The organism is Burkholderia sp. AU17457 (assembly GCF_002223255.1).
In the GTDB taxonomy this organism is placed as follows: Bacteria; Pseudomonadota; Gammaproteobacteria; order Burkholderiales; family Burkholderiaceae; genus Burkholderia; species Burkholderia sola.
Genome location: NZ_NKFB01000008.1, coordinates 455,856 through 479,886, shown reverse-complemented (window position 1 = coordinate 479,886; position 24,031 = coordinate 455,856). Strand labels below are relative to the sequence as shown.

Genomic DNA, 24,031 nt, shown 5'->3' with positions numbered 1-24,031 from the left:
GCGCGGAGCATAACATGCCGCATTCAGCGCGTCGCAACGAACGATGCGGCAAAATACGCGTGGATCAGGTGCGTAATCTCTGGCCTCGCGGCGCGGCGGCCTCAACGCACGGTGGCCGCGACCGCCGCTTCCCGTTTCGCGTGCAGGCGCAACGCGGCCCACGCGATCCCGGCCGCGAAGATCGCGACCACGCCGCCGAACGTGCCGATCCACGGCAACCCGAAGTCGCCCGCGATATGGTTGCCGAGCAGCGCGCCGGCGCCGATCCCGACGTTGTACAACCCGGAGTAGATCGACACGGCCAGGTCGGTCGCCTCCGGCGCCAGCTTCAGCACCCACGCCTGCATCGCCAGCCCGAAACAGACGATCGCGCCGCCCCACACCAGCGTATGCACGGACAGCGTGACGATGTTCAGTGCGCTCGGAAACAGGATCAGCAGGCAGCCCGACAGCGCGACGATCGACGCCAGCAGGAAATCGTCGGGCCGGTGCGGATAGACGCGATTGAAGCAGACCGCGGCCGGCAGGCCCGCGACGCCGAACAGGATCAGCACGTACGTGATCCGGCTGTTGCTCGCATGATTGACACTCTGCACGAACGGTTCGATATACGTGTACGACGTGAAGTGCGCGGACACGACGAGCACGGTGATCGCGTACAGCGCGACCAGCGCCGGCTTGCGCAGGAACACCCCGATGCTGCTCAGCGACCCGGCGCCCTGGCTCGGCAGCAACGGCAACGTGGCGCGCAGCAACAGCAGCGTGACGCCCGCCGCGCCCGCGATGATCAGGAACGTGACGCGCCAGCCGAACGCCTCGCCGATCACGCGGCCGAGCGGAATCCCGGCCACCATCGCGATCGCGGAGCCCATCGCGATCAGGCTGAGCGCGCGGCTCTTGCGGTCGCTCGGCGCGAGCCGCACCGCGAGCGGGATCGAAATCGACCAGAACACCGCATGCGCGCACGCGATGCCGAGCCGGCCGATCATCAACAGCGTGAAATTCCACGCGACGCCGGTCACGACATGGCTGCCGACGAACACCAGCAGCGCGACGCTCAATAGCTTGCGGCGCTCGACGTGCCGCGTGACGAAGGTCAGCGGCAGCGACACGACCGCGACGGCCCACGCGTAGATCGTCAGCATCAGGCCGACGTCGGTCGGCTGCATGTGAAGGCTGTCGCCGATCGCGCTCAGCAGCGCGACGGGCACGAATTCGGTGGTATTGAAGATGAAGGCGGAAAGCGCGAGGGCCAGAACGCCCGACCACGATTGTTCGGAACTGACGGCGTCGGAGGTTGCCATACGGGGATTCGACGAAGGTTGGGCGCGCGGGCGGCCCGCCCGGCGCATCGGCGCGATTGTACCAGCGCCGTTCGACACGCTGCCGCCAGGCGCGGCGCGTGCGGTGCGGGACATGGCGGTGACACGGCCGCGCGCCGATAATGTGACGAACCGGGTTTTGCCGACGATTTGCCCGAAAACTATCGGGCCAGGAGATTTACATGCGCATTGAAACGTCATTTCTGTTCGATCTCGACGGCACGCTCGTCGACAGCGTCTATCAGCACGTACTCGCGTGGAAGGAAGCGCTCGATGCCGAAGGCATCGAACTGTCGGTGTGGCGCATCCATCGCAAGATCGGGATGAGCGGCGGCCTGTTCCTGAATCAGTTGTTGCGCGAGACGGACGGCGACATCGACGCCGACCGTGTCGAGCGGCTCGCGCGGCTGCACGCGGCCGCGTACCAGCGGCTGCGCGCGCAGGTCCGGCCGCTGCCGGGCGCGCGCGAGTTGCTGGCCGCGCTGTCGAACGCCGGCATTCGCTGGGCGATCGCGACCAGCGGGCGGATGGAAACCGCGGCGATCAATCTCGAGGCGCTCGGCGTCGATCCGGCGAAGAACGTCGTCGTCACGCGCGATCAGGTGAAGTATGCAAAGCCGGACCCCGACCTGTTCCTGACCGCCGCCGCGAAACTGAACGTGCCGATCGAGCATACGGTGGTCGTCGGCGACAGCATCTGGGACATGCTCGCCGCGAGCCGCTGCCGCGCGCTGGGGGTCGGGCTGCTGGCCGGCGGGTACGGCAGCGACGAACTGGAACGCGCGGGCGCGCTGCGCGTATACGACGATCCGGCGGATCTGCTGTGGCATCTCGACGAGATTGCCGCGCGACCGTAGGCGCCGGGGGGCACGCCCGGCTTCGTCCGGCCGGGCAGCCGCGCGTGATCGTTCGCGGCGCGGCTGCCTGTTTCGATTCATCGAATCGAAACAATCCGGATTGCCATTGACGATCGCGATTTAAAATATTTTTTACCGATCCTTGTTTTCCCGTGTTTTTAAAACAGCCGGGAAGATTCTTGAAAAAACGAATCACCTCTCATATAACAAATACACCTCGCCTCCGGTTCACGATCGCAGTATCCGGATCGTGAAAGTGCGAGTGCCATACGGAGCCGAACCGCCCAGCCGGCGCAACCCCGCGTAGCCAGAAATTCTGTGCATGATATGGGGTCTGCATCGCGATACTGCGTCGCGGCGCCCTTTTCGCCATTTATTCGGGGCCCTATAAATGCGCACGGATCTTTCGCCTTCGTAACGCTTCGACAGAAGCATTACATCGATTCATTCAATCGCACGATCGCACGTATCGGCCGCGGAGCATTTTCGCGCCGGCGTTTCGTGACGGCGTGCGCTGCCGCTCGATCGGCGGGCATTGTTTTGTCCGGCTTGACGGAAATGGACGACGCGAGGATTTCGATGAATCAGATCAGCGAACAGGCAATCGCCGACATGCGCGCGCCGCATCCGGAGCCCACCCTGCCTATCCGCGTGCTGCATGGCGAGACGGTGAGCGACTACGAGCAGAAAGTGCAGGCGACCTACGCCGGCAGTCCGGACGACTGGCGCAAGGCGATCGGCGAGTACCTGTTGTTCCAGTTCGGCGTCTACGACGATCCGCGCTCCACGCCGCCGATCTCGCTCGATGAATCGGGCATTCGCTACTTCGAACGTCAGCTCCGCCTCGCCGGCTTCGACGACCCCGTTCCCGCACGCGTCGAGCGCATTCTCGACATCGGTTGCGGCTGGGGCTACATCCTCAAGTATCTGTCGGGCCGCTTCCCCGGTTGCATGCGCCTCGACGGTATCAACGTCAGTCGCGAGCAACTCGAGTACTGCGCACGCTTTCATGCGCGGCACGGGCTCGCTGGACGCATCAACCTCTATCAGTGCAACGCGCAGGACGTCGACCGACTGCCCGATCCCGCGGCGCCGTACGATCTCGTGATCATTCGCGGCGTGATCTCGCATTTCCCGAACGCGCTGTACGAAAAGGCCATGCGCGCACTGCATGCGCGCGTGCGCGGCGGCGGCTCGGTGATCATCTCCGATAACCTGTACAACGTCGCACTGAGCGAATACGAGTCCGACACGCCGGACGAGATCGACCGGATCGCGTGCAAGCACCGGAAGACGCCCGACTATTTCAGACAGGTGCTGATCAACGCCGGGTTCGCGATCCGCGACATGCGCGTGCTGCCGTCGAACATCGACGTTGCGCGCTGGCTGATGGACGCCAAGGCCAACATCGACCGCCATTTTCCGCACCGCGCGCCGGACACGCTGGAGGAATTGCGCGTGCTCGCCGAAAACTGGTCCGTCGCGCTGATCAAGAACAAGGTGTCGACCTACAGCATCGTCGCGGTCAAACCGGACGCGTAACACGGAGATCCGCATGCAAGCATCCGGAACGCCACACGCCGCCAGCGCTGCGCCGAGCGCGACGCAAACGCTGGTGCTGCCGCTGCCGCGTCTGTCGCTGCCCGTCGCGCGGCACCCGCAGTACGAAGCGATCGAGCAGCAACTCGCGATCGACGACTATCCATACATCCTGCGGCACTATCGCAGCGACGCGGCGGCGCGCCGTTTTCTCGCGCAGCGCATTCCCGCGTATGGCAGCCTGTGCTATCCGAATGCGCGGCCCGATCGCGCGTACACGATCCATCGCATGATGAACGTCACGACGCTGATGGACGACGCCTTCACGCATCTGGCGCGCACCGGCGACCAGGCGGGGCTCGACGCGTTGCGCGATCATTTCCTTGCGGCCGTCGACGGCACGCCGCCGCCGGCCAATGTGCCCGCCGCTCGACTGCTGCACGACACGCTGCGCGCGATGCACGCCCGGTGCGACGCGCGCCCGGCCTTTTGGCAGCGGTTCGTCGAATGCGTCCGCGCGCAGATCCGCACGCAGGCCGATCCGACGGCGACCGACGCATCGCGCCTGTCGCTCGCCGACTATCTGGCGTTTCGCCGGGTCGAGGGCTTCGGCCACTGGATCACGCTGCTCACCGAATACGCGCTCGACGTCGACATGGGGCAACGCCTCGCGCAACACGCGGCCCTGGCCGACGCGCGGGACAGGACGATCGATTCGGTGATCCTCGTCAACGACCTGTTTTCGTTTCGCAAGGAACGCTCCGCGCACGAGCGATTCAATGCCGTCTGGATCCTGATGCGCGTCGAGCAGTTGAACGTCCAGGCGGCGCTCGACCGGCTGGCAGCGCTCTGCACGTCGAACGAGCGCCGCCTGATCGACGCGCGCGAAGCGGTCGCGACCGGCGTGCTGGCGGACGACCCCGACACGCAGGCCTACGTGACGGAACTGGGCTACATGAGTGCGGGCAACGCGGAATTTCACGCGTTCAGCACCCGCTACCACGGCGACGATCTCGGCGGCGGCCGCTTCGCCGGCGGCGAAATCGCGATGACGGCGCTGCCGACACTCGAGGAAATCGCGGCGGCCGACCGGCAGGCTTCGCACCGGTGACTGGAGACGCGCATGCACGCATCGATCCCTGTTGTGCCCGAACCCGCCGCCGCTTCGCGACATCGCTATCCGGACGGCTGGTTCGCGCTGGCCTACAGCCGCGACGTCAAACGCGGCGCACTGGTCGTCACGCGCTTCATGGGCGAGGACGTCGTGCTCTATCGGACGGCATCCGGCCTGATTCGCGCGATCGCGCCACATTGTCCGCACCTCGGCGCGCATCTCGGGCATGGCGGCGTCGTGCGCGGCGAGGAGATCGTGTGCCCGTTCCATCACCTCGCATTCGCGCCGGACGGCACCTGCGTGCGCGCCGGGCGGGACGGCAAGCCACCCGCCGCCAGGCTGCGGCAGCGCCACGTGCGCGAATGGAACGGGCTCGTGCTCGCGTGGCACGACCGTGCGGGCGCGCCGCCATCGTGGTCGCTGCCCGAACTGGACCTCGACGGCTATTCGCGGCCGCGCGGCGCATGCCATACGTTGAACGGCAGCCTGCAGAATCCGGCCGAGAACGGCGTCGACGTCAACCATTTCAGCCCGGTGCACGGGTGGTCGAATCCGGTGCTCGAGCCGCCGCAAGCCGATGGCCACCGGATGACGATGCGCTCGACGCTCGTGCTGCTCGGCCAACGGCTGCTGCTGGACATCACGATGCACGGCCTGGGCTGCATGGCCGCGCGCATGGAACTGCCGGACCTCGGGCTGCACGCGCGGGTCGTGCTGTTCCCGACGCAGATCGAACCCGATCGCTGGACCTGTCGCGAATTCGTCGCGCTGCGCGTCGAACGCGTGTCGGCGTGGCCGTCGCCGCTGCGCCGGGCCGTGCACGAGATACTCGTGAGCGCCGCGTACCGATTGTGGTTCGTGCCGCAATTCAAACGCGACCTGCTCATCTGGGATCACCGCGACTACGACGCGCGCCCGACGCTGATGGCGGGCGAGATGCCGATCATGACGTTCCGGCGCTGGGCCGCGCAGTTCTATCCGGCGGCCGGCGGCAACGGGATCGACGGACAAGGCGACGTCGTGCCCGCAGCCCCGGCGCACGCCGATCGGGAGTTCGCGCGATGAGTGCCATGCCGATGCAGGTGCGCGCGATGCATGCAACCGGCCCGGTCGACGAAACCGCGCCGCTGCCCTATCCGGACGGATGGTTCGCGCTGTGTTTCAGCCGCGAGCTGAAGCCCGGCGCCGTGCTCACGACGCCATTCATGGGACGCGATGTCGTGCTGTACCGGACGGCATCCGGCGTCGCGTGCGCGGCCGACGCGTATTGCCCGCACCAGGGCGCGCATCTGGGCCACGGCGGCACGGTCGACGGCGAGCAGATCGTCTGTCCGTTCCATCACTACGCGTATGGCCCCGACGGCCGGTGCACCGGCACCGGTTGCACGAAAGGCGGCCAGGCGCTGACGCTTCGCACCCGGCATGTGCGCGAGTGGAACGGCTTCGTGTTCGTGTGGCAGAACGCCGATGGCCTCGCGCCGACGTGGGAACTGCCGGAAGTCGACATGACAGGCTTCTCGGCGCCCGTCGGTCAGGCTTTCACGCTGCGCGGCGTGATGCAGAACCTGCCGGAAAACGGCTACGATCTCGAGCATTTCGGCGCGCTGCACCGCTGGAAGGACATGAAGCCGCATGTGCCCGTGATCGACGGCCCGCGCATTTCGATGCAGGTGGACATGGCATGGAAGAACATCAAATGGAGCACGCTGATCGGCGTTCATGGCCTCGGCTGCGTGTCGTCCGACCATGAAATGAAGGCGATCGGCCTCGAAGCGAAGATCTTCGCGTGCGGCGTACAGATCGCGCCGCTGCGCTGGACCTTCCGGGACGGCATCTCGTTCCGCTTTTCGTGGCTGTCGCGATGGCCGGCTCCGTTGCAGCGGATCGTCTACGCCGCGCTCGGCCGGTTGCTGCACCGACTGTGGCTGGTGCCGGTGTTCAAGGAAGACATCATGGTGTGGAGCAATCGCGACTACACGGGCTACGGTACGCCGGTCGCAGGCGACGGGCCGTATCCGGTGTTTCAGCGATGGGCGCGGCAGTTCTATCCGGGCGAGGGTCGGCCGGCGGCGCAGCGGTGCGACACGCGTGTGGACGCGTTCGCCGAGAAATAGCGGGAGCCGGCGGTTGCGCCTCGGGACGCTTTGCGCTAAACCGTCCGCCTGACCAGCATCGTCCGGATCTCCGAAATCGCCTTCGTCGGATTCAGCCCCTTCGGGCACACGTCCGTGCAGTTCATGATCGTCCGGCAGCGGAACAGCCGGTACGGATCCTCCAGATCGTCGAGCCGTTCGGCCGTCGCCAGATCGCGCGAATCGGCGATGAAGCGGTACGCCTGCAGCAGCCCCGCCGGCCCGACGAACTTGTCCGGATTCCACCAGTAGCTCGGGCACGACGTCGAACAGCACGCGCACAGAATGCATTCGTACAGCCCATCGAGCTGGTCGCGCTCTTCCGGCGATTGCAGCCGCTCGCGCGCGGGCGGCGTCGTGTCGTTGATCAGGTAGGGCCGGATCGAGTGGTACTGGTTGAAGAAGTCGGTCATGTCGACGATCAGGTCGCGCACCACCGGCAGCCCGGGCAACGGCCGCAGCACGATCTCGCGCGGCAGCGTCTGCATGTTGGTCAGGCACGCGAGGCCGTTCTTGCCGTTGATGTTCATCGCGTCCGACCCGCAGATCCCCTCGCGGCAGGAACGCCGATACGACAGCGTCTCGTCGTCGCGCTTCACGCGGCCGAGCACGTCGAGCAGCATGCGGTCGTCCGGGTTCACGTCGATCTCGTAGCGCTGCATGTAAGGCGCCGTGTCGCGGTCGGGGTCGTAGCGGTAGATATGCAGGGTGCGCGGATCGCTCATCGGTTCCTCCCGGCGCGAGCCGGCATGGGTGGGTTCAAGGGATGCTGCGGGACGACTGTCGCGGCCAACGGCGCCGCAAGCGCCATGCCGGTCAGTCGTCGTCCACGCGCTTGTCGATCAGATAGCGGCCGCGCTCGAGCCCCGCACGCAGCGCCTCGACCTCGGTCAGCCATTCGGGGCCGGCGGCCTCCGGTACCATCAGCTCGATGCGCGCGCCGTTGACGTACACCTGTACCTCGTCGCGCCATGCGCCGCACTCGTTGGGTCGCGCCCATACCAGGATTTCGTGGCCGCGATACGGGTCCCGAACCTGTGCGTCCTGTTGATGTGCCACGGTGGCCTCCTGTCTTATCTGCGATGGCGATGAAAAAAATGCGCACCGCATGATCGCCGTGCGCGCCGCCGGCCTCGCGCGCACGCGCCGTGCCCGGCCGGCACGCTGCTTGCGTCCCTTTTCCGCATCGAACCGTTACCGGCCCGCATCTCGAAGCGCCGGAAGGGATGCACATCATGATCGGCCACCTCGAATTGCTTGGACGCCTGCTGCTGGCCGCGCTGCTCGGCAGCGTGATCGGGCTCGAACGCGAACGCCTGAACTGGGCCGCGGGGCTACGCACGCACATGCTGGTGTGCGTGGGCTCCGCGCTCGTGATGCTGGTGTCGACGTTCGGCTTCGAGGACGTGCGCGGGCAAAACGGCGTCGTGCTCGATCCGTCGCGAGTCGCCGCGCAGGTCGTGTCCGGCATCGGCTTTCTCGGCGCGGGCTCGATCCTGCTGCGCGGCGAAGTGGTGCGCGGGCTGACGACGGCCGCGAGCCTGTGGGCGGTGGCCGGCGTCGGGCTCGCCGCGGGCGGCGGCATGGTGGTTGCATCGGTCGGCGCGACGGCGATCGTGCTCGCGATCCTCGCGGGCGTGAAGCCGCTCGAGCGCCGCTTCATCGCGCAGCGCCAGCAGCGCACGCTGCTGCTCGTGGCCGAACGCGGCGGCCTGACGCTCGGCACGCTGCACGAGGCGCTCGGCCCCGGCCGCGTTCGCGTGAAACGGTTCATCGTCCAGCAGTCGGACGACGATCCGGACACCGACGACATCTCCGTCTCGTTCTCGCGCACGAGCGGGCCGGAATTTGCGGCGATCTGCGAAACGCTGCAAAACATCGCGTGCGTCCGGACCTGTCAACCCGACACCTCGTCAAGGAGTTTCGTGTGACTCAGACCGACCTGCTCTCCTATCTCGTGACGAGCCAGCTCGCCGCCCGCATGCGCAGCGGCGCGTGGCTCACGACCAGCCAGCTGGTCGGCGCGTTGCGCGCGTGGCTCGCGTGCCGACACGCCGAATGCGAGTGGCTCGACCGGATCAGGATCGCGCACGCGTCGGCGACGATCGCGCAGGAGATCTACGACATCGCGATCACGCACGGCGATCCGCACAGCGGCGAACGCGTGCGGCTCGACGCGGATTCGCCGGAATTGCAGGCGCTGCGCGCACGCTGCGACGCGCTGTTGCAGCGGATCGACGGCGGCCGGGACGTCGGCGCACGATGATCGTGCCGGACCGCGTGCCGCGCGCCGACGATCGGCGCGTCGATCCCGCGCCGGCGGACGGCCCTTCGCGGCACGGCCTGCTCGAACAGGGGCGCAACTGCGACACGATCCGCCATGCCGACCGCTTCGCGATGCTGGTCGACGGCGACGCGTACTTCTCGACGCTGCGCGCCGCGCTGCTGCGCGCGCGCCATACGGTGTTCATCGTCGGCTGGGACGTGGACAGCCGGATGCGGCTCGCGCCGGGCGGCGCCGACGACACGCTGCCCGACACGCTCGCGGCCTTCCTGCACGCGCTCGCGTCCGCCCGCCACAACCTGCGCATCTACGTGCTCGCGTGGGACTTCGCGATGATCTACGCGCTGGAGCGCGACTGGCCGCCCGTGTATCGGGCCGGCTGGCAGGCACATCGGGGCATCCGGTTCCGGCTCGACGACGCGCACCCGCGCGGCGCGTCGCATCACCAGAAGCTCGTCGTGATCGACGACCGGCTCGCGTTCGTCGGCGGCCTCGACCTGACGCGCGCCCGCTGGGACACGCCCGCGCATGCGGCCGACGACCCGCGCCGCCGCGACGAGCACGGCATGCCGTACGGCCCGTTCCACGACGTGCACGCGATGTTCGACGGCGATGCGGCCGCCGCGATCGGCGAACAGGCGCGAGCCCGCTGGCTGCAGGCGTGCGGGCGCCCGATCGCGATCCGCGCGCAACGGCATCTCGACCGGCCGGACGACCCCGATCCGTGGCCGCCCGACGCGCGCGTCGACGTGCGCGACGTGCGGCTCGGCATCGCGTACACCGCACCGCGCCACGGCGGCCGCGAACCGGTCACGCAGGTGCGTGCGCTCGTCGAGGACATGATCCGCGCCGCGGAGCGGCACCTGTATGTCGAAAACCAGTACTTCACCGCGGCGGTGGTGCGCGAAGCGTTGTCGGAACGCCTCGCCGACGCGCACGGGCCGGACGTGACGGTCGTCGCGCCGCGCGTGCAGAGCGGCTGGCTGCAGGAAGCGACGATGGGCGTGCTGCGCGCGCGGCTGCACGCGACGCTCGCGTCGGCCGACCGCTTCGATCGCTACCGGCTGTTGTATCCGCACGTCGACGGGCTCGGCGACGGGTGCGTGAACGTGCACAGCAAGGTCGCGATCGTCGACGACGAATGCATCGTGATCGGCAGCGCGAACCTGAACAACCGCTCGATGCTGCTCGACACCGAATGCTGCATCGCGCTGGTCGCGGGCGGCGATGCCCGCGTCCGCGCGACGATCGCCGGCATGCGCGAGCGGCTGCTGGCCGAGCACCTCGGCACGACGCCCGCGGCGGTGGCCGACGCATTCGCGTGCGGAGAACGGCCGAACGTCGTACTCGACCGGCTGCGCGCGAAGCCGGGCCGCACGCTGCGCACACTCGACCCGGCCGTGTCGCCGCAATTCGAGGCGCTCGTGCCGGTCAGCGCGCGGCTCGACCCCGAGCAGCCGATCGAGCCCGACCGGTTCGTCCGCGAATTCGTGCCGCACGAGCAGCATCGCTCGCTCACCGCGCGCTTCTTCGTGCTGGGCGCGGTGGTGCTCGCGATCGCCGCGCTGGCGCTTGCGTGGCGCTTCACGCCGCTGGGCGCGCACCTGAACGTTGCGTCGCTGTCGCGCGCGGTGGCCGGCATCGCGCGGCTGCCGGCCGCGCCGGTGCTGCTGCTCGCGGCCTACGTGATCGCCGCGACCTTCGCGGTGCCGATCACGCTGCTGATTGCCGCGACGGGGCTCGTGTTCGGCGCGTGGCCGGGCTTCGCGTATGCGGGCGTCGGCTCGATGGCCGCAGCCGCCGCGACCTACGCGCTCGGCCGCTGGCTCGGGCGCGACGCGGTGCGCCGGCTGGCCGGCCCGCGCGCGAACCGGCTGAGCGAGCACATCGGCCGGCGCGGCGTGGTCGCGATGGCCGTGCTGCGGCTGCTGCCGATCGCGCCGTTCACCGTCGTGAACCTCGTCGCCGGCGCGTCGCACATCGGGCTGCGCGACTACCTGATCGGCACCGCGCTCGGGATGCTGCCCGGCATCGTGCTGACGGTCACGTTCGCGCACCAGTTGACCGCCGCGCTCAGCCACCCGGGGCCCGGCGCGTTCGCGTGGCTCGCGGCGATCGGCCTCGCGCTGGTCGGCGTGTCGATCCTGCTCGTGAGGGTGCTGCGACGATGGCGCTGAGCCAAGATCCGGCCCCGCCGCCGCACGTCGTCACCGCCGACGCGGCGCCCGCCGCCGCGCCGGGCGGGCGCGACCTGCGGATCGCGACCTACAACATTCACGGCGGCTACGGCGCCTGGCCGGCGCGCGCGGTCGACCGGATCGCGGCGGTGATCGACGAACTCGATGCGGACGTGATCGCGCTGCAGGAAGTGCCGCTCGGCGGCACGCGTGCGCCCGACGTGCTCGCGCACCTGCGCGACGCGACCGGCATGCACGCGGTGGCCGGCCCGACGATCGATACGCCGGAGCGCCGCTACGGCAACGCGGTGCTGTCGCGCTGCCCGATCCGCGCGGCGCGCACGCTCGACCTGTCGTTCCATCCGCGCGAGCCGCGCGGCGCGCTCGACGCCGACATCGATTGCAGCGCGGGCCCGATCCGCGTGGTCGCGACGCATCTCGGGCTGTCGGCCAGCGAACGGAGCGCGCAGGTGCAGCGGCTGCTCGCGGCGTTCGATACGGGCGCGATGCCGGTGATCCTGCTCGGCGACATCAACGAATGGTTCGTGCGCGGCCGCGCGCTGCAGGCGCTCGTCACGCGGTTCCGGCGCGCGCCGGCGCCGCGCACGTTCCCGACCGTGTGCCCCGTGTTCTCGCTGGACCGGATCTGGATTCATCCGGGCGAGCTACTGGTCGACGTGGTGGTGCATCGCAGCGCGCGGGCGCGGCACGCGTCCGACCACTATCCGCTGGTGGCCCGGATGCGCGTGACGCCGGCGACGGGCACGGCGCTTGCGCGGTAAGCCGTTTTTCGATCCGACGGAGGCAGCTCATGCGAACCGACGCACTCGACGGAAAGGATCTCGACTACTGGTGCGCACGCGCGTTGTGCGCCGACGACGAAGACACGCTGCGCTTCACGGCCGTCGCGCCGACCGTCGTCGTGACGGCCGCGTGCGACGCGTTCCGGCACCTCGACGCGCCGTTTGCGCCTTCGGCATCGTGGGCCGATGCGGGCACGGTGCTTGAACGCGTGGAGGACCTGCGAATCGCCCGCCACGGCGACGACGTCGAATGCGACGCAACCTTCGTCGACGGGCCGTCGACGTGCGGCGCTCGCGGCCGCGATGCGCGCGTGGCACTGCTGCGCGCGTTCGTGCGCGCGCGCTTCGGCGACGAGGTGGACGAGCCGCCGCCGTTCCCGCACCGGATCGAACATGGGGCGGTGGTGCGGTATGACCCGGGTGTGCCGATTCCGACGTCAGATGACGATCCGGCGACGGGAGACAGTTCGGATATCCGCTCGGTACCACGCATGTAGATCATGCGCGAGTCCGGCGGTCATGTAAAAACGACAGGGCCTTTCCGGCCGGCTTTCCGCACACGCCGTGCCCGCAGGGAATCGCGCAGCAGGCACGCAGGTTGCGACGCACCGACGGTTACCGCTCGCCGCCGCCCGCCCCACGCCATGGACTCCACACCGCCGTTCGCTCCACACCTCTACTTCTGCGACGCCCGCCTCGTCGGGCCGCTCGACGCATGGCCGCAGACCTTCGCGCATATCGCCGGGATGGGCTTCGATCACGTGCTGGTCGGTGCGTTCTGGGCCGCGAGCGTCGCCGGCTTTCCGCGCCACGTGGCCGATTTCCGGCGGCCGGCCCAGTCGTTCGCGACACGCGCGAGCGCGCTCGAAACCTTCTCGCGCCTCGCGCAACTGGCGAAGGGCCACGGGCTGCGCCTGCTGCTCGAAGTCGTACCCGATCGCATCGCGCGCGAGAACCCGCTGCGCGCCGAGCATCCTGACTGGTACGTCGAGCGCACGCACGACGACGCGTTGATCGACCCGCGCGGCACCGCGCACGCGCTGGACATCGCGCATGCGAACGCCGGCGACGAAGCGGTGCGCGACGCGCTGTCGGCATGGTGGTGCGCGCATCTCGCGACGTTCGCCGACGCGGGCGCGGCCGGCTTCCTGATCGACGCGCCGCATCACCTGCCGGCCGACTGGTGGCCGGGCTGGCGCGCAGCGCTGCGCCGTGCGCGCCCGGACGTCGCGGTGCTCGCGGGTGTACCCGGCCATGCGCGCGACGCGCTCGCGCAGCTCGAAGCCGCCGGGTTCGACGCGGTGTTTTCATCGGTGCGCTGGTGGGATCTGCGCGCGCCGTGGTTCGCGGACGAACACCGACTGCTGCGGCGCATCGGCGCGCCGATCGCATTTCCCGATGCGCCCGATGGCCCGCGTCTCGCCGACGACTGGCCCGACGCGCCGGACGATACCGTCGCCCGCGCGTATCGGCGCGCGCTGTGGACGGCGGCGGCCGTCGGCACCGGCTGGCTCGTGCCGATGGGTTTCGAACGCGGCGTGACGGTGCCGCTGATGGCGCGCGACGCGGATGCCGTGCGCTACCGCGCCGCATTCGAGCACGCGCGTTTCGACCTGTCGGGCGCGCTCGCCGATGCGAACGCGTGGCGCCGCGCGACACCCGTCGCGGCGGCGCGCGGCGAGATCGTGCAACTGAGCGCGCCGGGCGCGGGCGCGACCGCGCTGCTGCGCGGCACCGGCCCGTCGCTCGAACACGACGACGCGGCGTTGCTGATCGCCTTGAATCCCGATCTCGACGCGCCCGCCACGATCGACCCCGCGACGATCCTACCCGGCGTACCGGGCGGCTTCACGCGCGTCGCCACGCAGGACGGCGCGCACACGCAACCGCCGGCCGCGCTCGAGCCGTTCACGCTCGCGCCCGGCGCGTACGCGCTGCTGCATGCGTGGCGGGCGCCACCCGTCACGGCGCGCGCCGACGCCGCCCGCGAGCGCACCGCGCTGTCGGCGGCGCTCGCGGCCGACCGGATCGCGATCGAGCGCGTCGAACCGTCGGTCGACGACGGCCGCTTCGCGATCAAGCGCGTGATCGGCGAGCCGCTCGTCGTGAGCGCATCGATCTTCACGGACGGGCACGCGCATCTGGCGGCCGTGCTGCAGTGGCGCGCCGCCGATGGCGACGAATGGCGCGAAGTGCCGTTCGAAGCCGAGCCGAACGACCGCTGGCGCGCCTGCGTCACCCTCGACCGGCTCGGCCGCCATGAATTCCGCGTGGTCGCGTGGCGCGACGACTGGGCGTCGCTCGTCACCGACATCGCGAAGAAGCGCGCGGCCGGCCAGGACGTGACGCTGGAGGTGCGCGAAGCGCAACTGCTGCTCGCGACCGCGCTGAAGCGCGCCGAGCCGGCCGATCCACGCGCGCTCGCGCAGATGAAACGGCTCATCGAGGCGCTCAAGGACGCGTCGCCCGACGACCGCCTCGCGCTGATCGGCGGGCCCGCGCTCGCCGACGCGTTCGCGGCGCTGCGCTACCGCCCGTTCGTCACGCACGACGCGACGGTCTACCCGGTCGACGTCGAACGCCGCAAGGCGCGCTTCTCGAGCTGGTACGAGATGTTTCCGCGCTCGGCCAGCGACGATCCGCACCGGCACGGCACGTTCGACGACGTGATCGCGCATTTGCCGCGCATCCGCGACATGGGTTTCGACGTACTGTATTTCCCGCCGATCCACCCGATCGGCACGTCCGCGCGCAAGGGTCGCAACAACAGCCTGAGCGCCGGCCCCGACGACGTCGGCAGCCCGTACGCGATCGGCTCGCCCGACGGCGGCCACACGGCCGTGCATCCGCAGCTCGGCACGCTCGACTCGTTCCGCGCGCTGGTCGACGCCGCGCGCGGGCACGGGCTCGAGATCGCGCTCGATTTCGCGATCCAGTGCTCGCCCGACCATCCGTGGCTCGCCGCGCATCCGGGCTGGTTCGCGTGGCGGCCCGACGGCTCGCTGCGCTTCGCGGAAAATCCGCCGAAGCGCTATCAGGACATCGTGAACCCCGATTTCTACGCGCCGGACGCGCTGCCCGACCTGTGGCTCGCGCTGCGCGACGCGGTGCTGTTCTGGGTCGATGCGGGCGTGCGGATTTTCCGCGTCGACAACCCGCACACGAAGCCGCTGCCGTTCTGGGCGTGGATGATCGACGACGTGCGCGGCCGGCATCCGGACGTCGTGTTCCTGTCCGAGGCGTTCACCCGGCCGGGGATGATGTACCGGCTCGCGAAGGTCGGCTTCTCGCAGTCGTACACGTACTTCACGTGGCGCGAGTCGAAGCGCGACTTCATCGACTACCTGACCGAGCTGACGGCCGGGCCCGCGCGCGAATTCTTCCGGCCGAACTTCTTCGTCAACACGCCCGACATCAACCCGCGCCACCTGCAGAACGCACCGCGCTCGCAGTTCGTGATCCGCGCGGCGCTCGCGGCGACGCTGGCCGGCTCGTGGGGCCTGTACTCGGGCTTCGAGCTCGGCGAATCGGCGCCGCTGCCGGACAGCGAGGAATACGCGGATGCGGAGAAATACGAGCTGCGCGCGCGCGACTGGAGCAAGGCCGCGCACATCGGCACGGAAATCGCGCGGCTGAACCGCGCGCGGCGCGATCACCCGGCGCTGCAGACGCATCTCGGTCTCACGTTCGTCGACGCGGACAACGACTCCGTGCTCGTGTTCATGAAGGCGACGCCCGCGTTCGACAGCGTGGTGATCGTCGCGATCAGTCTCGACCCGTGGCATCCGCAGGCCGCGAACTTCACGCTCGACGCGGCGCTGTGGCGCGGCCTCGGGCTGGCCGACGGCGAACCGCTCGATGCGCTCGAACAGGACGCCGCGCACGCGCAAACCTGGCGCGGCCATCGCCAGTACGTGTCGCTCGATCCGCACGTGCGGCCGTACGCAATCTGGCGGCTCGCGCCGTCTCCGGGCGCCACGCGGGCGGCGGCGCCCGAACCGGATCCCGCCCGCCGCCCTTCGGGAGCGCATGCATGATGAAACGCGAAGATTCCCTCGACGACGTGCGCCGCGCGCAATTCCCGTCGCTCGCGCCGGCCGGCACGCCGCGCCGGCGCCGTGCGCGCCGCCGCGAACCCGCGCTCTGTGCGGACGATCCGCTGTGGTACAAGGATGCGATCATCTACCAGGTGCACGTGAAGTCGTTCTTCGACTCGAACAACGACGGCATCGGCGATTTCCCCGGCCTGATCGCGAAGCTCGACTACATCGCCGAACTCGGCGTCGACACGATCTGGCTGCTGCCGTTCTATCCGTCGCCGCGCCGCGACGACGGCTACGACATCGCCGACTACCGCGACGTGCATCCCGACTACGGCACGCTGGCCGACGTACGGCGCTTCATCCGCGAAGCGCATGCGCGCGGCATCCGCGTGATCGCCGAACTGGTGATCAACCACACGTCGGACCAGCACCCGTGGTTCCAGCGCGCCCGCCGCGCGAAGCCGGGCTCCACGCATCGCGACTACTACGTGTGGTCCGACACCGACACGAAATACGCGGGCACGCGGATCATCTTCCTGGATACCGAAACGTCGAACTGGACGCACGACCCGGTGGCCGGCCAGTACTACTGGCACCGTTTCTATTCGCACCAGCCGGACCTGAACTTCGACAACCCGGCCGTCGTGCGCGAAGTGATCCAGGTGATGCGCTTCTGGCTCGATCTCGGCATCGACGGGCTGCGGCTCGACGCGGTGCCGTACCTGGTCGAACGCGAAGGCACGAACAACGAGAACCTGCCGGAGACGCACGCGATCCTGAAGCGGATCCGCGCGACGATCGACGCCGAGTATCCGAACCGGATGCTGCTCGCGGAAGCGAACCAGTGGCCGGAAGACGTGCAGGAGTACTTCGGCAACGAGGACGAATGCCACATGGCGTTCCACTTCCCGCTGATGCCGCGCATCTACATGTCGATCGCGAGCGAGGACCGCTTTCCGATCCTCGACATCATGCGGCAGACGCCGGCGCTCGCGCCGAGCAACCAGTGGGCGGTGTTCCTGCGCAACCACGACGAGCTGACGCTCGAGATGGTCACCGATTCGGAGCGCGACCTGCTGTGGCAGACCTATGCGAGCGACCGCCGCGCGCGGCTGAACCTCGGCATCCGGCGCCGGCTCGCGCCGCTGATGGAGCGCGACCGGCGCCGCATCGAGCTGATCAATTCGCTGCTGCTGTCGATGCCCGGCACGCCGGTGATCTACTACGGCGACGAGCTCGGGATGGGCGACAACATCCACCTCGGCGATCGCGACGGCGTGCGCACGCCGATGCAGTGGTCGTCGGACCGCAACGGCGGCTTCTCGCGCGCCGATCCCGAACTCCTGGTGCTGCCGCCGGTGATGGGCTCGCTGTACGGCTATGACGCGATCAACGTCGAGGCGCAGACGCGCGACCCGCATTCGCTGCTGAACTGGACGCGGCGCATCCTTGCGACGCGCCGCGCGTCGCAGGCGTTCGGGCGCGGCACGATCCGCTTCCTGCGCCCGGAGAACCGCAAGGTGCTCGCGTACCTGCGCGAGCTGGACGGCCACGAGCCGGTGCTGTGCGTCGCGAACCTGTCGCGCGCGTCGCAGGCGGTCGAGCTCGACCTGTCCGAATTCGCGGGGCGCGTGCCGATCGAGATGACGTCCGATTCGCCGTTTCCGCCGATCGGCCAGCTCCCGTATCTCCTCACCTTCCCGCCTTACGGGTTCCTGTGGTTCGTGCTCGCCGAGCACGGCCGCGAGCCGTCGTGGCGGCAACCGCACGCGGAGCCGCTGCCCGAATACGTGACGCTCGTGATGCGGCGCGGCGATACGCGGCCGGACGTTTCGCAACTGCATGCGCTCGCGCACGATGCGCTCGCATCGTGGCTCGCGCGGCGGCGCTGGTTCGCGTCGAAGGATCGCAAGATCGGCGACGCGTGGCTGAACGTCGTCACGCCGATTCCGGACGAGCCGTTCCAGTACGCGGAGGCGTGGGTGTCGGCGAGCGACGGCGGCGTCGAACGCTACGTGGTGCCGCTCGCGACCGCGTGGGGCGGCGAGACGTCCCATCCGCTGTTCGCGCAACTGGCGCTCGCGCGCGTGCGGCGCGGCCATACGGTCGGCTACCTGACCGACGCGTTCGCGCTGCCGGCGTTCGCGCGCGGGATGCTGCGCAAGCTGCGCGACGGCGCGACGGTGCCGATGTCCGACGGCGGCCAACTCACCTTTCTGCCGGAAGACGCGCTCGCCGGGCTGGACCCGGGCGACGACGCGGAAGTGCGCTGGCTCGCCGCCGAGCAGAGCAACAGCTCGCTCGTGATCGGGGACGCGATCGTGCTGAAGCTGGTGCGCAAGGTTGCGCACGGCATTCATCCGGAAGCCGAAATGAGCCGGCACCTGACGCGCATCGGCTATGCGAACACCGCGACGCTCGCCGGCGAAGTCGTGCACGTCGATCCGGACGGCACGCCGCACACGGTCGCGATCCTGCAACGCTATGTCGACAACCAGGGCGACGCGTGGACGCGTTCGTTCGATTTCCTGCGGCGCGCGATCGACGAACTCGCGCTACCGGCCGCGGACGAAGGCGAAGCCGCCGAAACGGGCGAGGAGCCCGATGCGCTGCTCGGCTACGCGGCGTTCGCGGGCATCATCGGCACGCGGCTCGGCCAGTTGCACGTCGCGCTCGCGCAGCCGTCCGACGATCCCGCGTTCGCGCCGGAACGCGCGACGCCCGAACACGTCGACGGCTGGTGCGTGGACGCGATCGCGTCGTTCGAGCGCGCGCTCGACGTGCTGCGCACGCGGCTCGATGCGCTCGATCCGGCCACCCGCGCGTCGGCCGACGCGCTGCTCGCGTCGCGCGACGCGGCCGTGGAGGCGCTCGGCGAACTCGTGCCACGCACGCTCAATGCGCAATGCACGCGGATTCACGGCGATTTCCATCTGGGCCAGGTGCTCGACGTGCAGGGCGACGCGCTGCTGATCGACTTCGAAGGCGAACCGGCGCGCGCGCTCGAGCGGCGTCGCGCGAAATCGCATCCGCTGCGCGACGTGGCCGGCCTGCTTCGCTCGCTGTCGTACGTGAGCGCGACCGCGCAATTCGCGATCGAAAAAGCGCCGCCGCAAGCGGCCGGCCGCAAGCGCGCGCTGTTCGACCGCTTCGGGCAGGCGGCCGCCGACCGCTTCGTCGAATGCTATCGCGCGGCGGCCGACCTCGCGCCCGCGCGCTTCGTCGATCCGCACTACGCGGATCGCCTGCTCGCGCTGTTCCTGATCGACAAGGCGTCGTACGAGCTGTGCTACGAAGCCGCGAACCGGCCCGACTGGCTGAGCGTGCCGGTCGGCGGGCTCGCGGCGCTGGTCGACCGGCTGCTCGGCGACGGCGTGCTGCCCGACAACGGAGGAAACCCATGACCGACACGCTGTTCGAACGCGCCGATATCGATGCGCTGCTCGCCGGCCGCCATCCCGACCCGTTCGCTTGCCTCGGCCCGCACGAACAGGCCGACCACGTCGTCGTGCGGGCGCTGCTGCCCGGTGCCGAGCGCGTGCGCGCGCTGTCGCCGGACGGCGCCGAACTCGGCGCGCTCGCGTGCGTCGACCGCGCCGGCTGCTTCGCGGGGACAATCGCGCGCAACGGCGGCACGCCGCACTATTTGCTCGCGATCGATTGGCCGAACGCACATCAGGTGACCGACGACGCGTATGCGTTCGGCACGCTGCTCGACGAAGCGGCGCTTGCGCGCTTCTCGGCCGGCGACCCCGAAGCCGTGCTCGACTGCCTCGGCGCGACGCCGGTGCGCATCGACGATACCGACGGCGTGCGTTTCGCGGTCTGGGCGCCGAACGCGCAGCGCGTATCGGTGGTCGGCGATTTCAACGGATGGGACGGGCGCCGCCATCCGATGCGGCTGCGGCGGCCGTCGGGCGTGTGGGAACTGTTCGTGCCGGGCATCGGCCCGGGCGAACGCTACAAGTACGAGCTGCGCGCGGCCGACGGGCGCGTGCTGCCGCACAAGGCCGATCCGTGCGCGCGGGCGACCGAGGCGCCGCCGCGCACGGCGTCGGTGGTCGCCGACGTCGCGGCGCTCCACGCGTTCGCATGGCACGACGACGGCTGGATGCATGCGCGGCCGCGCCACGACGACCGCTACCGCGTGCCGTGGTCGATCTACGAGGTCCATCCGGAATCGTGGCAGCGCATCCCCGAACAGATGGACCGCAGCGCGACGTGGGACGAGCTCGCCGAGCGGCTGATTCCGTACGTGAAGGGAATGGGCTTCACGCATGTCGAATTCATGCCGATCGCCGAATACCCGTTCGGCGGCTCGTGGGGCTACCAGCCGCTCGCGCAGTTCGCGCCGTCCGCGCGCTTCGGGCCGGTCGACGGTTTCGCGCGCTTCGTCGATCGCGCGCACGCGGCCGGCATCGGCGTGCTCGTCGACTGGGTGCCCGCGCATTTTCCGAACGATGCGCACGGGCTCGCGCAATTCGACGGCAGCGCGCTGTACGAGCATGCCGATCCGCGCGAGGGCATGCATCCCGACTGGAACACCTGCGTGTTCAACGTCGGGCGCACCGAGGTCAGCGCATTCCTGGTGGCGTCGGCGCTCGCGTGGGCGCGCCGCTATCACGTCGACGGCATCCGCGTCGACGCGGTCGCGTCGATGCTGTACCGCGACTATTCGCGCAAGGAAGGCGAATGGGTGCCGAACATATACGGCGGCCGCGAAAACCTCGAATCGGTCGCGTTCCTGCGCCGGCTGAACGACACGCTGCACGGTGATGCCGCGCCGGCCGGCGTCGTCACCGTCGCGGAAGAATCGACCGCGTGGCCGGGCGTCACCGCGCCGACCGCCGACGGCGGGCTCGGCTTCGACTTCAAGTGGAACATGGGCTGGATGCACGACACGCTCGCGTACCTGCACGAAGACCCGATCCACCGCCGCTATCACCATGACCGGATGACGTTCGGGCTCGTGTACGCGTTCTCCGAACGCTTCGTGCTGCCGCTGTCGCACGACGAGGTCGTGCACGGCAAGGGCTCGCTCGTCGCGAAGATGCCCGGCGACGCGTGGCAGCGGCTCGCGACGCTGCGCGCGTATTTCGGCTTCATGTGGGCGCATCCCGGCAAGAAGCTGCTGTTCATGGGCAGCGAATTCGCGCAATGGGCGGAGTTCGCGCACGATGCGACGCCGCACTGGGACTTGCTCGACGCGCCCGCGCATCGCGGCGTGCAGCGGCTCGTGCGCGACCTGAACCGCACGTATGCGGCCGAACCGGCGCTGCATGCGCTCGACTGCCACGCGGCCGGCTTCTCCTGGCTGATCGGCGACGACCGCGACAACAGCGTGTTCGCATTCGCGCGCCGCGACGATGCGGGGCATCTGGTCGTCGCTGTCTGCAACTTCACGCCCGTGCCTCGCGCCGGGTATCGGCTCGGGCTGCCCGCGCCGGGTCATTGGCGCGAACTGATGAACACCGATGCCGCGTCGTACGGCGGCACCAACGCCGGCAACGACGGCGCCGTGTGGGCCGAAGCCGTGCCCGCGCACGGCGAGGCGTGGTCGGCGACCTTGCGCCTGCCGCCGCTCGCGACGCTGTGGTTGACACCTGCCTGATTGCTCCCGCCCTCGACACGGAGATACGCCCCATGCCGACCGCCCTGCCCGACCGTCTCGAACCCGGCCGCAGCTATCCGCTCGGCGCGACCTGGGACGGCCTCGGGACCAACTTCGCGGTGTTTTCCGCGCACGCGCACCGGATTCAGCTGTGCGTGTTCGATCCGACCGGCCGCAAGGAACTCGCGCGCCTCGACCTGCCCGAATGCACCGACGAGGTATGGCACGGCTACCTGCCGAACGCGCATCCGGGCACCGTGTACGGGTTCCGCGCGGACGGCCCGTACCAGCCGCAGCACGGCCATCGCTTCAATCCGACCAAGCTGCTGCTCGACCCGTACGCACGCAAGCTGGTCGGCCAGTTCCGCTGGTCGGACGCGCTGTTCGGCTATCGCGTGCATTCGAACCGGTCCGACCTGTCGATGGACCGCCGCGATTCGGCGCCGGCGATGCCGAAAGCCGTGGTCGTCGACGAGGCGTTCGACTGGAGCAACGACCGCCGCCCGAACGTGCCGTGGCGCAGCACCGTGATCTACGAGACCCACGTGCGCGGCGCGTCGATGCGCCGCGCCGGGCTGCGCCCGCCGGAGCGCGGCACGTTCGCGTCGCTCGCGCATCCGGCGTTCGTCGATCACCTGCTGTCGATCGGCGTGACGACGGTCGAGCTGCTGCCGATCCACGCGTTCCTGCAGCAGCGCGAACTCGTGAAGCGCGGGCTGCGCAACTACTGGGGCTACGACACGGCCGCGTTCTTCGCGCCGGAGCCGTCGTATCTGACGACGCGGCGGCTCGACGAAATGCGCATCGCGGTGCGCCAGCTGCATGCGGCCGGCATCGAGGTCGTGCTCGACGTCGTCTACAACCACACGTGCGAAGGCAACCAGCTCGGGCCCACGCTGTCGTGGCGCGGCCTCGACAACGCGAGCTATTACCGGCTGCGGCCCGACGATCCGCGTTACCACGTCGACGAAACCGGCTGCGGCAACACGCTGAACATGTCGCATCCACGCGTCGTGCAGATGGTGATGGATTCGCTGCGCTACTGGGCGAGCGCGTTCAACATCGACGGCTTCCGCTTCGATCTCGGCGTGACGCTCGGCCGCGAGGATCACGGCTTCGAGCCCGGCGCGGGGTTCTTCGACGCGTTGCGGCAGGACCCGGTGCTCGCGCAGCGCAAGCTGATCACCGAGCCGTGGGATCTCGGCCCCGGCGGCTATCAGCTCGGCCGCCATCCGCCCGGCTTCGCCGAATGGAACGACCGGTTTCGCGACACCGTGCGGCGCTTCTGGCGCGGCGACGCGGGGCAGCGCCCGGAACTGGCCGCGCGCCTGTCGGGCTCGGCCGACCTGTTCAATCACGGGCGGCGCCGCACGTGGGCATCGGTCAATTTCGTCACCGCGCACGACGGCTTCACGCTGGCCGACCTCGTGTCGTATGCGGGCAAGCACAACGACGCGAACGGCGAAGACAACCGCGACGGCCGCGACGACAACTGCAGCGCGAACTGGGGCGCCGAAGGGCCGACCGACGACGCGGCGATCCGCGACGTGCGCCGGCGCGTCGCGCGCTCGATGCTCGCGACGCTGTTTACCGCGCTCGGCACGCCGATGCTCGTGGCCGGCGACGAATTCGGCCGCACGCAGCAGGGCAACAACAACGCGTATTGCCAGGATAACGAACTGTCGTGGCTCGACTGGGACCTGGCGCACAGCGACGAAGGCGTGCAGATGACCCGCTTCGTGTCGCGGCTCGCCGCGCTGCGGCGCATGTATCCGGTGATGTCGGCGCCGCGCTATCCGTCGGGCGACCGCGACGGCGCGCCGGGCATGCGCGAGATCGGCTGGTTCGACGAACGCGGCGACGCGCTGACCGTCCCCGCGTGGGAAGACGGCGAACGCCGCGCGCTGACGATGCGGCGCGTCGGCACCGGCCGCACCGGACGCACCGAGGCATTGCTCGTGATGCTGAACGCGTCGGCCGAGACCATCACGTTCATGCCGCCCGCGCCCGTACTCGATTACCGGATCCTGCTCGACACCGCGACGCCCGACGCCGGCCCGCGCTCGTGGCCGCAAGCCGGGCTCGACGTTGCCGCGCATGCGGCCGTGATCGCGGTCGCGGCCGTGCCACCCGACCTGTCTTCGTGAGG

Annotated in this window: 17 protein-coding genes; 14 read left to right on the top strand and 3 right to left on the bottom strand. The window is 69.5% G+C overall.

The genetic code is table 11. The annotated features are described in order from the left end of the window. Positions 1-101 precede the first annotated feature (101 nt). The gene (locus CFB49_RS32100; RefSeq protein ID WP_089493381.1) at positions 102-1,304 is read right to left on the bottom strand and encodes a sugar transporter; all 1,203 of its coding nucleotides are present in this window, start codon (positions 1,302-1,304) and stop codon (positions 102-104) included. A gap of 200 nt (positions 1,305-1,504) precedes the next feature. On the opposite strand from CFB49_RS32100, the gene CFB49_RS32095 reads away from it, so the two are divergent. The 5 genes from CFB49_RS32095 (at position 1,505) to CFB49_RS32075 (ending at position 6,946) form a co-directional block, all read left to right on the top strand. Beyond that, positions 1,505-2,179, top strand: a complete 675-nt coding sequence (locus CFB49_RS32095; RefSeq protein WP_050013954.1) for an HAD family hydrolase — start codon at positions 1,505-1,507, stop codon at positions 2,177-2,179. Between the two features lie 579 nt (positions 2,180-2,758). Then, complete coding sequence (locus CFB49_RS32090; protein WP_089493727.1) at positions 2,759-3,721, top strand: SAM-dependent methyltransferase; 963 nt, start codon at positions 2,759-2,761, stop codon at positions 3,719-3,721. A 13-nt stretch (positions 3,722-3,734) separates the two neighbouring features. Beyond that, a complete protein-coding gene (locus CFB49_RS32085; RefSeq protein ID WP_089493380.1) occupies positions 3,735-4,829 on the top strand; it encodes a terpene synthase family protein in 1,095 nt (364 codons plus the stop codon). Positions 4,830-4,841: 12 nt separating this feature from the next. Next, a complete protein-coding gene (locus tag CFB49_RS32080; protein WP_069616986.1) occupies positions 4,842-5,897 on the top strand; it encodes a Rieske 2Fe-2S domain-containing protein in 1,056 nt (351 codons plus the stop codon). Beyond that, complete coding sequence (locus CFB49_RS32075; protein ID WP_089493379.1) at positions 5,894-6,946, top strand: Rieske (2Fe-2S) protein; 1,053 nt, start codon at positions 5,894-5,896, stop codon at positions 6,944-6,946. Before CFB49_RS32080 ends, CFB49_RS32075 begins: the two co-directional genes overlap by 4 nt. A gap of 35 nt (positions 6,947-6,981) precedes the next feature. Here the strand turns inward: CFB49_RS32075 and CFB49_RS32070 are convergent, their stop codons facing one another. Next, positions 6,982-7,689 (bottom strand): succinate dehydrogenase/fumarate reductase iron-sulfur subunit, encoded by a 708-nt coding sequence (locus CFB49_RS32070; protein ID WP_089437741.1) that lies wholly within the window; start codon positions 7,687-7,689, stop codon positions 6,982-6,984. A gap of 91 nt (positions 7,690-7,780) precedes the next feature. Beyond that, positions 7,781-8,023, bottom strand: coding sequence for a DUF6566 family protein (locus CFB49_RS32065; protein ID WP_089493378.1), 243 nt, complete (start codon positions 8,021-8,023; stop codon positions 7,781-7,783). A 176-nt stretch (positions 8,024-8,199) separates the two neighbouring features. On the opposite strand from CFB49_RS32065, the gene CFB49_RS32060 reads away from it, so the two are divergent. The 9 genes from CFB49_RS32060 to glgX all read left to right on the top strand — a co-directional run bounded on the left by CFB49_RS32060 (position 8,200) and on the right by glgX (position 24,029). After that, entirely contained in the window at positions 8,200-8,895 is a 696-nt protein-coding gene (locus CFB49_RS32060) for an MgtC/SapB family protein (RefSeq protein ID WP_041492325.1), read from the top strand. Continuing rightward, complete coding sequence (locus CFB49_RS32055) at positions 8,892-9,230, top strand: hypothetical protein (protein ID WP_069616991.1); 339 nt, start codon at positions 8,892-8,894, stop codon at positions 9,228-9,230. The genes CFB49_RS32060 and CFB49_RS32055 overlap by 4 nt, the downstream gene beginning before the upstream one ends. Continuing rightward, on the top strand, positions 9,227-11,425 hold the full coding sequence (locus CFB49_RS32050; RefSeq protein WP_089493377.1) for a VTT domain-containing protein: 2,199 nt from the start codon (positions 9,227-9,229) through the stop codon (positions 11,423-11,425). The genes CFB49_RS32055 and CFB49_RS32050 overlap by 4 nt, the downstream gene beginning before the upstream one ends. Further along, on the top strand, positions 11,416-12,207 hold the full coding sequence (locus tag CFB49_RS32045; protein WP_089493376.1) for an endonuclease/exonuclease/phosphatase family protein: 792 nt from the start codon (positions 11,416-11,418) through the stop codon (positions 12,205-12,207). Before CFB49_RS32050 ends, CFB49_RS32045 begins: the two co-directional genes overlap by 10 nt. A gap of 29 nt (positions 12,208-12,236) precedes the next feature. Next, a complete protein-coding gene (locus CFB49_RS32040) occupies positions 12,237-12,725 on the top strand; it encodes a phage protein NinX family protein (RefSeq protein ID WP_089493375.1) in 489 nt (162 codons plus the stop codon). 147 nt (positions 12,726-12,872) lie between these two features. Continuing rightward, positions 12,873-16,265 carry a maltotransferase domain-containing protein gene (locus CFB49_RS32035; RefSeq protein WP_089437737.1) on the top strand — a complete coding sequence of 1,131 codons (3,393 nt, stop codon included), beginning with the start codon at positions 12,873-12,875 and terminating at the stop codon, positions 16,263-16,265. Then, a complete protein-coding gene (gene treS, locus CFB49_RS32030; RefSeq protein ID WP_089493726.1) occupies positions 16,265-19,675 on the top strand; it encodes a maltose alpha-D-glucosyltransferase in 3,411 nt (1,136 codons plus the stop codon). The genes CFB49_RS32035 and treS overlap by 1 nt, the downstream gene beginning before the upstream one ends. Next, a complete protein-coding gene (gene glgB, locus CFB49_RS32025) occupies positions 19,672-21,882 on the top strand; it encodes a 1,4-alpha-glucan branching protein GlgB (RefSeq protein ID WP_089493374.1) in 2,211 nt (736 codons plus the stop codon). Before treS ends, glgB begins: the two co-directional genes overlap by 4 nt. Positions 21,883-21,914: 32 nt before the next feature. Next, entirely contained in the window at positions 21,915-24,029 is a 2,115-nt protein-coding gene (gene glgX / locus CFB49_RS32020) for a glycogen debranching protein GlgX (RefSeq protein ID WP_069616997.1), read from the top strand. Positions 24,030-24,031: the final 2 nt, after the last annotated feature.